The sequence below is a fragment of the Marinomonas primoryensis genome (genome assembly GCF_013372285.1).
In the GTDB taxonomy this organism is placed as follows: Bacteria; Pseudomonadota; Gammaproteobacteria; order Pseudomonadales; family Marinomonadaceae; genus Marinomonas; species Marinomonas primoryensis.
Genome location: NZ_CP054301.1, coordinates 3,747,098 through 3,760,000 on the forward strand (window position 1 = coordinate 3,747,098; position 12,903 = coordinate 3,760,000).

Annotated in this window: 10 protein-coding genes and 2 rRNA genes (1 of these 12 running past the window's edge); 3 read left to right on the top strand and 9 right to left on the bottom strand. The window is 43.5% G+C overall.

Annotated features, from left to right (window positions below):
- Nucleotides 1-131: 131 nt before the first annotated feature.
- Entirely contained in the window at nucleotides 132-1,637 is a 1,506-nt protein-coding gene (gene ilvA, locus MP3633_RS17470) for a threonine ammonia-lyase, biosynthetic (protein WP_112135079.1), read from the bottom strand.
- Between the two features lie 298 nt (nucleotides 1,638-1,935).
- On the opposite strand from ilvA, the gene rpiA reads away from it, so the two are divergent.
- Nucleotides 1,936-2,607 carry a ribose-5-phosphate isomerase RpiA gene (gene rpiA, locus MP3633_RS17475; RefSeq protein ID WP_112135081.1) on the top strand — a complete coding sequence of 224 codons (672 nt, stop codon included), beginning with the start codon at nucleotides 1,936-1,938 and terminating at the stop codon, nucleotides 2,605-2,607.
- A 57-nt stretch (nucleotides 2,608-2,664) separates the two neighbouring features.
- On the opposite strand, the gene MP3633_RS17480 is transcribed toward rpiA, so the two are convergent.
- The gene (locus MP3633_RS17480) at nucleotides 2,665-3,633 is read right to left on the bottom strand and encodes a zinc transporter ZntB (protein WP_176336499.1); all 969 of its coding nucleotides are present in this window, start codon (nucleotides 3,631-3,633) and stop codon (nucleotides 2,665-2,667) included.
- A gap of 147 nt (nucleotides 3,634-3,780) precedes the next feature.
- Between MP3633_RS17480 and MP3633_RS17485 the strand changes: the two genes are divergently transcribed.
- The gene (locus MP3633_RS17485; protein ID WP_176336500.1) at nucleotides 3,781-4,740 is read left to right on the top strand and encodes a class 1 fructose-bisphosphatase; all 960 of its coding nucleotides are present in this window, start codon (nucleotides 3,781-3,783) and stop codon (nucleotides 4,738-4,740) included.
- A 109-nt stretch (nucleotides 4,741-4,849) separates the two neighbouring features.
- Here the strand turns inward: MP3633_RS17485 and MP3633_RS17490 are convergent, their stop codons facing one another.
- Genes MP3633_RS17490 through dctP form a run of 5 tightly spaced genes read right to left on the bottom strand, consistent with a single transcriptional unit; the run spans nucleotide 4,850 to nucleotide 10,481 of the window.
- Nucleotides 4,850-6,364, bottom strand: coding sequence for a malonate--CoA ligase (locus MP3633_RS17490; protein ID WP_176336501.1), 1,515 nt, complete (start codon nucleotides 6,362-6,364; stop codon nucleotides 4,850-4,852).
- The gene (locus tag MP3633_RS17495) at nucleotides 6,357-7,619 is read right to left on the bottom strand and encodes a malonyl-CoA decarboxylase domain-containing protein (RefSeq protein WP_176336502.1); all 1,263 of its coding nucleotides are present in this window, start codon (nucleotides 7,617-7,619) and stop codon (nucleotides 6,357-6,359) included. Before MP3633_RS17495 ends, MP3633_RS17490 begins: the two co-directional genes overlap by 8 nt.
- Entirely contained in the window at nucleotides 7,616-8,932 is a 1,317-nt protein-coding gene (locus tag MP3633_RS17500; RefSeq protein ID WP_176336503.1) for a TRAP transporter large permease, read from the bottom strand. Before MP3633_RS17500 ends, MP3633_RS17495 begins: the two co-directional genes overlap by 4 nt.
- Complete coding sequence (locus MP3633_RS17505) at nucleotides 8,932-9,483, bottom strand: TRAP transporter small permease (RefSeq protein WP_176336504.1); 552 nt, start codon at nucleotides 9,481-9,483, stop codon at nucleotides 8,932-8,934. The genes MP3633_RS17500 and MP3633_RS17505 overlap by 1 nt, the downstream gene beginning before the upstream one ends.
- Before the next feature lie 11 nt (nucleotides 9,484-9,494).
- Nucleotides 9,495-10,481 (bottom strand): TRAP transporter substrate-binding protein DctP, encoded by a 987-nt coding sequence (gene dctP / locus MP3633_RS17510; RefSeq protein ID WP_176336505.1) that lies wholly within the window; start codon nucleotides 10,479-10,481, stop codon nucleotides 9,495-9,497.
- A gap of 203 nt (nucleotides 10,482-10,684) precedes the next feature.
- On the opposite strand from dctP, the gene MP3633_RS17515 reads away from it, so the two are divergent.
- The gene (locus tag MP3633_RS17515) at nucleotides 10,685-11,341 is read left to right on the top strand and encodes a GntR family transcriptional regulator (RefSeq protein WP_112135094.1); all 657 of its coding nucleotides are present in this window, start codon (nucleotides 10,685-10,687) and stop codon (nucleotides 11,339-11,341) included.
- 101 nt (nucleotides 11,342-11,442) lie between these two features.
- On the opposite strand, the gene rrf is transcribed toward MP3633_RS17515, so the two are convergent.
- A 5S ribosomal RNA gene (gene rrf, locus MP3633_RS17520) occupies nucleotides 11,443-11,557 on the bottom strand.
- A 234-nt stretch (nucleotides 11,558-11,791) separates the two neighbouring features.
- Nucleotides 11,792-12,903 (bottom strand): 23S ribosomal RNA (locus tag MP3633_RS17525); it runs 1,784 nt beyond the window's last position.

Sequence of the window (12,903 nt, forward strand, 5' to 3'; positions counted from 1 at the left end):
AAGACCTTTAAACAGTAAACAGGCCCCCAATGATGGCGACATGTCAGAATCACACAGCCCTCTGATCGGTAACAATCAGAGGGCTGAATTCAAGAAAATAGTTGCGCTAATGATAACTGACTTTCGTACTTTTAGCGAAAGAACAGCTTGCAAGCTTCGTTGTTATTTTCGTCCTGATAAGGATAACCAAGTTCATCTAAAAAATGCGTCACATCGGCTTCTTCACCAACCGCCTGTAAACCAACTAAGACTCGGCCGTAGGCATCGCCATGATTGCGATAATGGAACATGGAAATATTCCATTGTCCACCCAGTGTATTTAAGAATTTCAACAACGCACCAGGACGTTCTGGAAACTCAAAACTATAAAGCAATTCGCCTTTGTCGCTGCGTAAATGCCCGCCAATCATATGACGAACATGAACCTTCGAGGTTTCGTCATCGGTTAAGTCCGTAATTTCGTAGTCTTTTAGATCTTCTAACAACTCTTTTCGGCTGTGCGGGCTGCCACCTAACGCCACGCCGACAAAAATTACCGCTTGTTGATCATCACCATAACGATAGTTAAATTCGGTAATGTTTCGACCAACCAACGCCTGACAAAAATCTTTAAAACTGCCAGGATGTTCTGGAATTTTTACGGCAATAATCGCTTCACGCTTTTCGCCTAGCTCGGCTCGCTCAGATACATGGCGAAGGCGATCAAAGTTCACGTTCGCGCCACTATTGATGGCAATCAATGTTTGGCCTTTCGCGTCTTCTCGCTCAATGTATTTTTTCAAACCCGCTAAGGCACACGCGCCTGCGGGTTCAGTAATCGCACGAGTATCATCGTAGATGTCTTTTATCGCCGCGCACATTTCATCGGTAGTAACGGTAATCACTTCATCAACCGTATCTTTAGCGATCGCAAAGGTATGTTTACCAATTTCCGCTACGGCGACCCCTTCGGCAAAAATACCGACTTGCGCCAAGCGAGTTGGCTTACCGTTTTCCAAGGCAACTTTTAAACAAGCCGCATCGACGGGTTCAACACCGATAATCTTAATGTCTGGACGAAGATATTTGATGTAGGCAGATACACCGGCGATTAAACCACCACCACCAACGGGAATGAAAATAGCATCGATATTGCCTTCATGTTGATGGAGGATTTCCATGCCAATTGTGCCTTGTCCTGCGATCGTATCAAGATCATCAAATGGATGAACATAGACCTGACCTGTCTGCGCCATAATTTCAAGGGATTTTGCAGACGCTTCATCAAAGGCATCACCAAATAAAACCACTTCAGCGCCATGATTACGCACGGCGTTGACCTTCACTTCTGGCGTAGTCGCTGGCATCACAATCGTTGCTTGGATGCCAAGCTTTTTTGCCGCCAACGCCAAACCTTGAGCATGATTTCCTGCTGATGCAGCAATCACTCCACGAGCACGCTCTTCAGGTGTTAGCTGACAAATTTTATTGTATGCCCCACGAATCTTGAAAGAGAAAACAGGCTGTAAATCTTCTCGTTTCAAAATAATCTCATTACCTAATCGAGTCGATAACTGATTGGCACGAGACAATGGTGTTTCTACGGCAACGTCATAAACGCGCGCCTGTAGAATTTTTTTGATCATGGTATGGGGCATAGTGCTTCCTAAACGAATATAAATCGGCAACGCGATATTCTTAACGACACCTACGCTGACTTTGCTAGTCAAAAAAAACGAATAGGAAATATACCCTTTCAACCCCCTTCACGCAAAGACCGATGCTCTCTATCAACACATAAAAATCGCATAAAATCCGTCATTGACATGATCCAACAGGGTAACAATCAAGACTTGAAGTGCTTATAATATCCGCACCATCAGAGGAGGCTTATCATTAGAAATAAGCCCCATAATACAGCCCCTAGCAAAACCATAATAAAAGGCGACAATCACTATGACTCAAGACGAATTAAAGCAAGCGGTTGCCAAAGCCGCCGTTGATTATATTCTCCCTATGTTAGAAGCCGATACGATTGTCGGTGTTGGCACAGGTTCTACGGCGAATCTCTTTATTGATGAACTGGCAAAGCACAAAGGCATCTTTGACGGAACTGTCGCAAGCTCTGAAGCGTCGGCAGCACGCCTAAAAAAACACGGTATTCCAGTCTATGATTTAAACAGCGTCGACAGTATTCGTGTTTATGTGGACGGCGCAGATGAATCCAATGACAACTTGCACCTCATCAAAGGCGGTGGCGCGGCATTGACCCGTGAAAAAATCGTCGCAGCATGCAGCGATGAGTTTGTTTGTATTGCTGACGAGTCAAAACTCGTAAAGGTGTTAGGCGACTTTCCATTACCAGTAGAAATCATTCCTATGGCTCGCGGGCATGTGGCACGTGAATTAGTAAAACTGGGCGGAGATCCAGTTTATCGTGAAGGCGTCGTCACTGATAACGGCAACTACATACTTGATGTCTACAATTTAGACATTCTTGACCCTATCGCTTTAGAGAAAAGCATTGATGGGATCGTTGGTGTAGTAACAAATGGATTATTCGCAAAACGTTCTGCAGATGTTTTATTGCTAGCAACCAAAGACGGCATTAAAACGCTAAAGCGATAGTGTAAATGTATTCAGAGCCGCTCGCTTAAGGGTGCGGCTTTGAATCGTTTAGACACGCTAAAACCAGCGACTGCGTCGCATCAGAATAAACTGCCCACCCCCTAAAACCACCAAAGCCGTACAAAACAACCAAAATGCCGCGCCGCTGTCCGTACCAGGCATTCCTCCGATATTGATACCAAACAGTCCTGTCAAAAACCCTAATGGCATAAAAATCCCAGAAAGAATGGAAAGCACGTACATTCGGGCGTTCATCTTTTCAGCTTGCAAGTTGGTGAACTCTTCCTGCATAAGCAAGCAACGCTCACGCAGTGACTCTAAGCCCTCTACATAGCGAGTAATATCATTGGCCGCTTCTTGAATTTGGGCCGACTGATCCACTGTCATCCAAGATAAGGATTCCTGATACAACTTATTAATCGCTTCTTTTTGAGGCACTAAGAAGCGTCTTAGTCGAATTGTTTCAAGACGACGCTGAACCAGAGAGTCGCGCTGTCCCGCTTCAATTCCTTCTCCGATACTTTCTTCCAGATCCGCCAGTTCATCTTCCAGTCCATTAATAACCTTCGCCATACGACCTGTCAGCGTTTCCGTTAGTGTTGAAAGAATGTCTCCTGTACTCGTCGGGCCTTCATTACTCGCAAGGTCTCTCACAATGTCTTGAACGGATAATAAGCGACGACGTCGACTCGATATAATAAAATGCGGCGTTACCCAAAGTCGCAAAGCAACCATGTCGGAAGGGTTTGATTCTGGATTCAAATTCACGCCGCGCAACGTCACTAATAAGCCGTTGCCCATTTTAACCGTACGAGGACGTGTTTCTTCGGCGAACAGAGCTTCTACTACCGTTTCAGGGAGACCTTCTAAACTAGACAGCCAGTTGTACCCTTCTTCGTCACTGCAATCTAAATGCACCCACCGACAACCTTGAATAGGAAGGGAAGTGGGCAAATCCGTTGCGGACAATACACTTGCTCCACCTTTACCATCGAGTTCTAAATTGTGTATTAAAAACGCAGACATAGTCATTCCTCTTAGCATTTTTCGTAGACTATCTGAAAATACTCGCTTTCCCTATTTATTTTATCCTCATCACACCACCTTGGCTGACACTTAGAGTCTAGAGTGGCATAATTTCAACCACTTCAAATAATAAGGAAATGCCAAATCATGCAAAACCTACCTGATGTTTTAGCATCCAGTTCGACCCCGAAAACATTACAGTCCGTTTTAGCCGTCACAACAGACACCTGTATCGCCATTTCAGATGCGCTAAAACAAGGCTCTCTAGCTGGCATTCTAGGTATGGCTGGTAATGAAAACGTTCAAGGTGAAGAACAAAAAAAACTCGATGTTATTTCTAACGACATGCTGAAGGAAGCGCTGATAGCTTGCCCTGCGGTTCGAGCGATTGCTTCAGAAGAAGAAGACTACATAGTACCAGCCAACACAGATGGGGAATATTTCATTGCATTTGACCCGTTAGATGGTTCCTCGAATATCGACATCAATGCCATGGTCGGCACCATCTTCTCGGTTTATCGTCAAACTGGTAAAGAACCTGCGACAGAAGCAGACTTTCTAATTCCTGGAAAAGAGCAAGTCGCTGCCGGTTACGTTCTCTACGGCCCATCCACAATGCTAGTCCTCACCACGGGCGATGGCGTTAACATGTTTACTTATGATCCAACAAAACATGTATTCACACTGACGCATGAGAGAATCCAGGTCGCAAAAGAGACTCAAGAGTTCGCCATCAACATGTCTAACCAACGTTTCTGGTCTCCAAGTATGCAGCACTATGTGAATGACCTAGTGAAAGGGAAGGAAGGCGACCGTAGTAAAAACTTCAATATGCGCTGGGTTGCAGCTATGGTGGGTGACGTCCATCGCATCCTTTGTCGTGGTGGCATCTTTATTTACCCTTGGGACAAAAAAGATCCTTCTAAAGCAGGTAAATTGCGCCTTATGTACGAAGCAAATCCTATGGCAATGTTACTAGAACAAGCCGGTGGTAAAGCGCATACGCACACCCAACGCATTCTAGACATTCAACCAGATGCCATACACCAACGTGTGGCGGTTATTTTAGGTGCCGCGAATGAAGTGGAAAAATGCCTAAGTTATTAATATTTAGAATAATTTAAAAGCCGCATTTACGGCTTTTAAATGTTCAACTCGGTGGATGAAAGTTATCTTGGCAACCTAAAAAACTTCATCCTTGAATCCTCTAGCCACTCTACTTAAACAGTTGTTTATACTCTTCACGCAAAATGTTTTTCTGAACTTTTCCCATGGTATTTCTTGGTAAAGCATTAATAACCACAAGCTGTCGAGGATGTTTAAACCTAGCAAGACTATCTTTGATTGCCAGCTGAATTTTCTCAAGATCAAGTAAATCACCATTAGCCACTAACACTCCAACCACTGTTTCACCAAAGTCTGGATGTGGAACACCTATTACCGCACTTTCCAATACCCCAACTTGCTCATCCAGTATTAACTCAATCTCTTTTGGATAAATATTGTAGCCACCTGAAATAATCAGGTCTTTATTTCTGCCTACAATACTGACATAGCCATCTTTATCAATCAGCCCCAAGTCACCGGTAATAAAAAAACCATTGGGGCGCAATTCTTCCGCCGTTTTTTCAGGCATATTCCAGTAGCCTTTAAAAACATTAGGTCCACGCACTTCGATCTGGCCGATATCTCCATTAGGCAAAGTTTCACCTGTTGTTGGATCGGTAATTTTTAACTCTACATTTGGCAATGGGAAACCGACCGTACCAGCACGACGCTCACCATGATAAGGATTCGAGGTGTTCATGTTGGTTTCTGTCATGCCGTATCGTTCCAAAATACGATGACCTGTACGCTGCTCAAACTGAATATGGGTCTCAGGCAATAATGGGGCAGAACCAGACACAAACAAACGCATATTCTTTGTAAGATCACGATTAAACCGTTCATCACTTAATAGTCTGGTATAAAAAGTCGGCACTCCCATCAAAGTAGTGACATTGGGTAATAACGCGATGACACGATCAAGGTTAAAGCTCGGTTCTAGAAGGATTTTCGCACCCGACTTTAATGCTATATTGACTGCCACAAATAAACCATGAATATGAAATATCGGCAAAGCATGAAGCAGAACATCGTCTTCAGTAAATTCCCATACCTCTTTCAATACTTCACAATTCGACAACAAATTTTGCTGAGTCAACATAGCGCCTTTTGAACGCCCCGTCGTCCCTGAGGTATACAGAAACGACGCAATATCATCATGAGTACGATCTACCGTAGGGAATTCTGTTGGTACTCCTTGAGAAGCATGAAACAAGCTACCAGACAAACCATCATCTGATTGAGTCATAAGTCGGGCGGTATACTGCGCAGCAATAATCCCCATGCCTTTCTCTGATTCAGGACTACATACTATTAACTTAGCTTCTGAATCTTTAACAAAGTACTCAATTTCTGAAAAAGTATACGCTGTATTAAGTGGTAAATAGACGACGCCAGCCTGAACACATGCAGCATACAAAGCTAACGTAGAAACAGATTTACCTACTTGTGCAGCAAGACAGTCCCCCGGCTGCAACCCCTGCTGGGTAATCACATTCGCATATTGTGATGCTTGCTTTAAAAAAGCATCATACGAGACATTTATGTTATTTAAGGAATCAAAAATAAAAGTCGTTTGTTTGCCCTTATGGACGGCAAACAAACCATCATAAAGTGGATTAGACATTGTTTTTTTCCCTTAGTAACGGAGATAAATGTTCACCTAGTTTATGAATATCTTGACCTGCAGAGATGCACCCTGTTGCGGCAAACTTTTCATGGTTCTCAGACACATGTTTCAGTTCATATAGGTAATTCACCATTGCACCACCCGATTGACTAAGCCCTTTAGTAGATAAATCAGCGTCATTATGAATTGCGTGTATTTTAGCTCCGTTGCCCAAATGAAAACGCGCTACAGGATCAAGAGGTTTGCCATTTTGGGATTTTTCATTAAGTAAATAATGAGCGGCTAACGATCTCATATCGCTAAATGGCGCCTGTGTCGTATTAATTTCTTTTTTCTGAATCCATGTTTTTAGACTAGGGATAGGCGATAGAGTGACGAAGCTTTTCAGGTTACTAAACCTTGAAGACAAATCCGCAACAACCTGCTTAATAAGAGAATTACCAAACGAAATACTATTCAGTCCTTGCTGGCAATTTGAAATAGAATAGAAAACTGCAGTATCAGCCTCATCTACCGATATCTCTTGGCGATTATCAGATAAAACAGATTGAACAGAATTTGCAATACCCTGAGTTAAGGCTACTTCAACAAAAATTAAAGGCTCATCGGGCATAGAAAGATGAAAGAAAGCAAAGCAGCAACGATCTTCTGGCTGCATGCGACGACGTAAGTCGTCCCAACTATCTATAGCGTGAACCGCTTCATAAGCAATAATTTTTTCCAATATATGCGCAGGCGTTTCCCAATTAATCGGACGCAATACTAAAAAACCACGATTGAACCATGAAACAAACAAATGCCGAAAATCTAAATCTAATGCCGCAAGAGTATCTGACTTTTCCTTCAGCCTAAGCAAATCAGCACGCATATTAACAAGCTTTCCTGTGGCGCCTACCACTTGGTTTAAGCGTCTTATCAGTTCTTGTCGCCTAGGTTCAGCGGCCGCCATGTAATCAAAATATGTCTTTTTAGATGGTTGTTCTTTGTATGCCCCTAGGGCCTTCTCAACGACAATATAATCAATATCCATGTTGTCAGCTAGATGATGAAAGAAAGCCAGTTTATCCACATCATTTAAAGTATCAAAACGGTCAAGGACTTGTGTTGCTAAGGTAATACCTGAAGATTCTCCCGCCGTTCCGATCAACTTATCAGCCAAGGTAATAATGGAACTGTCTTCAGCCTTATCTTTTGCTAGAGGTCGATAACGTCGATCAAAAATACTATTTAATAACTCCATCATCATACTCATACACTTGCTCCCATAACGGCATTCGGTAACCAAGTTGCAATACCTGGGAACAAACACAACAGGACGATCGCGAGAATCATGCAGGCGACATAGGGCAAAGACCCCATCAGAATAGTTTTCAACGAAATATCAGGCGCAATGCCGTTTATTACATACAAATTTAGCCCAACGGGCGGGCTAATCAGACCAATCTCCATATTAATGGTTAATACCACAGCAAACCAAATGGGATCAAAACCAGCAGTGGTAATAATGGGTAATAAAATTGGCGCAGACATTAAAATAACCGCGACAGGAGGCAGGAAAAAACCTGCAATTAATAGAAAAATATTCACGGCTATCATCAATACCCATCTATTAACGTCTAGGGTACCAATCCATTCAGCAATTGATTGGGTAATATATAGGCTAGAAAGCATATAACTGAACACACCAGCGGCCGCAATGATAAATAAGATCATCACACTTTCACGAGTACTGTCGCGAAGCACAACCCAGAGATCCTTTGGGTGCCATAAACGATAAATAATTACCGCAATAATTAGACATAACAATGCCCCAACAGCCGCCGTTTCAGATGGTGTTGCCACTCCGCCATACATAGCATACAAAACGCCAGCTATGATCACTAAAAATGGCACTACACGAGGCAAAATTTCAAAACGTTCCCGCCAACTATAATTGCCCGCCACCAATAACTGCTTATTGCCAGACTTCCACGTCGAATACAAAGACCACGCCATAAACAAAAAAACCAACAATAAACCAGGCATAACACCGGCTAAAAACAATCGTCCAATTGAGGTTTCTGTCGCAATACCATAAACAATCATAGTAACAGAGGGAGGGATAAGGATGCCGAGCGTACCACCCGCAGCAATAGAACCAGCCGCAACGCCGTCAGGATAGCCTCGTTTACGCATTTCGGGTATGCCCATCTTACCTATCGCCGCACAAGTCGCAGGAGAAGAACCAGACATGGCGGCAAAAAGCGCACAAGCACCCAGATTGGATATAACTAAACCACCAGGAACACGTGTTAACCAACGCTCTAGGGCTTCATATAAATCGGCTCCAGCTCGAGTAGAAGCGATAGAAGAACCCATAATAATAAACATGGGAATGGACAATAATGCAAAGCTATCGAGCTTACCAAAAAATATTTCAGGCAAAAGCTCCAAAGAGCGTAAACCATCAAACGCTAATAAAAAACCGCCAGACACAATCAATAAACCAAGTGCGACAGACACACCTGAAAATAAAACAACAATAGTCATTATGGCGACTATTCCGCCTAAAACTAACGGATCCATTATTTGTCCTCCAAGCCAAACGGCGTATCTTTACCAACCAGCACAGCTGAAAAGTCTGCAACTAATTGAAGAAGAAGTAAGAAAAAACCCACAGGCAATGCCAGGTAAGGAATCCATAATTTAATGCCCCAAACGGTATCTGACCTCCAATTTCTCTCATAGGCTAGATGCCAATGCTCAAAGGCATAAAAGACCATTACAAGAACAATCGAAACCGATAACACAAGTGTGAGGAAATAAAGATATTTACGTAAAAATGCAGGTAGCAAAATAGGGATAAGATCGACATTGACATGACCTCGTAGAAGCTGCACATAAGGCAGCCCCATTAAGGTAGCCGATATCATAAGATAGACAACGGCTTCTGTTTGCCAGATCGTAGAAAGATTGAGGATGGATCGAACAAAAATCATCTGGCAAGTAATAACCACAGCTGCAACTATCATCACCGCTGCCAGCCAGCCTGATAAGGTCGACAGCCAGGATACAGCATAAATAAATTTATGCTGTATCCCTTGGTTACCTTCAGAGTATTGATTTGGTAACGTCATTTTTTAAATCCCTATTCAACCGCCAATGCTAAATCAAGCAAAGCTTGGCCATCAGGGACATCAGCAACAAAGGCTTTATATGATGTTTCTTTAGCAAGAGCTCGCCATTGATCAAAATCATCCTGTGTCATTTCGGCAATCTCAACACCCGCTTTACGGAATACTTCTGTCGATGCAGCGTCTTCTTTTTTCGCTTCAAGCAAGTAAAAAGCTTGAGCCTTTTTCGATGCTGCCAATAGCGCCGCTTGTTGCTCACTATTTAAGTTTTCAAACGTCGTTTTATTCATTAATAAAGGTTGATACATAAACCAAAGTGCGACATCGGCTGCAGGTGTATAACATTTAGATTGTTCATAGATTCGATAGGAAACGAATGATGAAGATGACGTATTTGCGCCATTAAGAACACCAGTTTGCATCGCATTATAAATTTCTGAAGACGCCATTGAGGCAATCGAAGCACCAGCACCAGCTAACATTTGTTCGAAGGACTTCCCTGCCGCCCTCATTTGCAAACCTTTGACATCATCAGGTTTAGTAATACATGCATCTTTACCTGCAAAGCCGCCAGCTAAATAACCATGAACCAGAACAATCACATCATCTTCCGCCATTTTTGCCTCAATCGCCTTCATAAAAGGCGACCCGCTCAAACGAGCTGCATGGTCATGGTTTTTAACCAATCCAGGCATCAAGGTAAGGTTGTAAGCGGGCTGCTGACCGCCAGCATAACTAAGCGGAATCAAAGTCATGTCCAACTGACCTCGACTAACTGGTCGATACTGCTCACGGGGTTTAAACAATGATTTGGAGCCAAAAATTCTGATTGTCAAATCGACATTTGCCGCCTTTACTTCGTCCGCAACCATTTGAGCAACTTGATGGCGAATATCGTTATTTGACCATTGATGGGATAACCTTAGCTCTTCAGCGCTTGCGGCGACTGTGCCGCCCAATAAAGCTAATGCAATAAGTGATTTTGAAAGGATATTGATCATTTTTTTCTCCTAGGAATTTATTTTTATTTTTTAGAGAATCGAGAACTACATAGATTTTTTCTAAATAAATTTTTAGTTATTTAGACAAGTGTTAGAATAAATAATGACTCATTTGTAATACACTTTGACCATAAAGATACACGAAATGATATTCTTGTATACAATTTATTCCGCTTCTGATGCATTGTGGTACACTAAAACTTATGAAAAATTCAGACATTATTGCCAGTGCGTTAGAAGAATCTATCCTGCGGGGAGATTACCAGATTGGAGAGCGGCTCAGTGAAGTCAGCCTATCTAGTCAGTTTGGTGTGTCTCGAACACCTATTAGAGAGGCGCTACAAAAGTTAAGTAAATCAGGGTTGGTAGAACAAATACACCGAAGGGGTGTTTTTGTCCGCAGGCACAGCCCTGTAGAATTGGTTGAACTATTTGAACTGATGGCAGAACTTGAGGCTTCCTGCGGCAGACTGGCTGCATTACGCATATCAGAAGAGGCCTTACAACAGCTACGAGAAGCAAATAGTAAGTGTAAAGCAGCAATGTTGGCAGGAGAAGCCGATACCTATTATTATGCTAACGAAGTTTTTCACATGATCATTTATAAGCAATCAGGCAATCGCTTTTTAGAACAGGAAACCAAACAGCTACACCAAAGGTTAAAGCCTTATCGACGCCTTCAGCTTCAAGTCAGAGGACGTATGCCTCAATCCATGTCCGAGCATGAGCAAGTTGTGGCCGCACTCGAGCTTGCAGACCCAGACAAAGCAGCTCAATTACTACGCGGACACGTTGCCATTCAAGGAGAAAAATTTCGACATTTGCTTGCAAACTTTGAAACGATTAATAACAACTCGTGATACAAAAAATATCTTAACCTCAAAATACTTTCTCTCAATCATTTATCTCCAGCCAAAAAAAAGCCCTGACAGCGTTAGCTATCAGGGCTCTCTTAATTTAAGCTTGACGACGACCTACTCTCACATGGGATCTCCCACACTACCATCGGCGATGGCGCTTTTCACTTCTGAGTTCGGGATGGGATCAGGTGGTTCAACGCCTCTATGATCGTCAAGCAATTCTGCTGCGTTCGTTCTGGCGGTTTCTTAAGATCATAATCTCTATCATCTCTTTCTTCCAACCAAAACACGCGAAGACATGCTTGGATCTTTAACAATTCTTTTTTGAAATAACGGTAATCAAGGTTAAACCAGTTTTTATCGTAATGTGTCTCTGTAATCTTTGATGCATTTGCTTAGAGTCTTTTTCATTCTCTCTTCACTTATCATCTAAAACCACTTTGGTGTTATATGGTCAAGCCTCACGAGCAATTAGTATTGGTTAGCTCAATGCCTCACAGCACTTACACACCCAACCTATCAACGTCCTAGTCTCGAACGGCTCTTTAGGGGACTTATGTCCCAGTGAGATCTTATCTTGAGGGAGGCTTCCCGCTTAGATGCTTTCAGCGGTTATCCCGTCCGAACGTAGCTACCCGGCAATGCCACTGGCGTGACAACCGGAACACCAGAGGTTCGTCCACTCCGGTCCTCTCGTACTAGGAGCAGCTCCTCTCAAATCTCAAACGTCCACGGCAGATAGGGACCGAACTGTCTCACGACGTTCTAAACCCAGCTCGCGTACCACTTTAAATGGCGAACAGCCATACCCTTGGGACCGGCTTCAGCCCCAGGATGTGATGAGCCGACATCGAGGTGCCAAACACCGCCGTCGATGTGAACTCTTGGGCGGTATCAGCCTGTTATCCCCGGAGTACCTTTTATCCGTTGAGCGATGGCCCTTCCATACAGAACCACCGGATCACTAAGACCTACTTTCGTACCTGCTCGACGTGTCTGTCTCGCAGTTAAGCGTGCTTTTGCCTTTACACTCTACGCATGATTTCCGACCATGCTGAGCACACCTTCGTGCTCCTCCGTTACTCTTTGGGAGGAGACCGCCCCAGTCAAACTACCCACCACACAGTGTCCTCGATCCAGATAATGGACCTGAGTTAGAACCTCAAACATACCAGGGTGGTATTTCAAGATTGGCTCCAATAGAACTAGCGTCCTATCTTCAAAGCCTCCCACCTATCCTACACAAATAGGTTCAAAGTTCACTGTGAAGCTATAGTAAAGGTTCACGGGGTCTTTCCGTCTAGCCGCGGATACACAGCATCTTCACTGCGATTTCAATTTCACTGAGTCTCGGGTGGAGACAGTGTGGCCATCGTTACGCCATTCGTGCAGGTCGGAACTTACCCGACAAGGAATTTCGCTACCTTAGGACCGTTATAGTTACGGCCGCCGTTTACTTGGGCTTCGATCAAGAGCTTCGCTTACGCTAACCCCATCAATTAACCTTCAAGCACCGGGCAGGCGTCACACCCTATACGTCCACTTTCGTGTTTGCAGAGTGC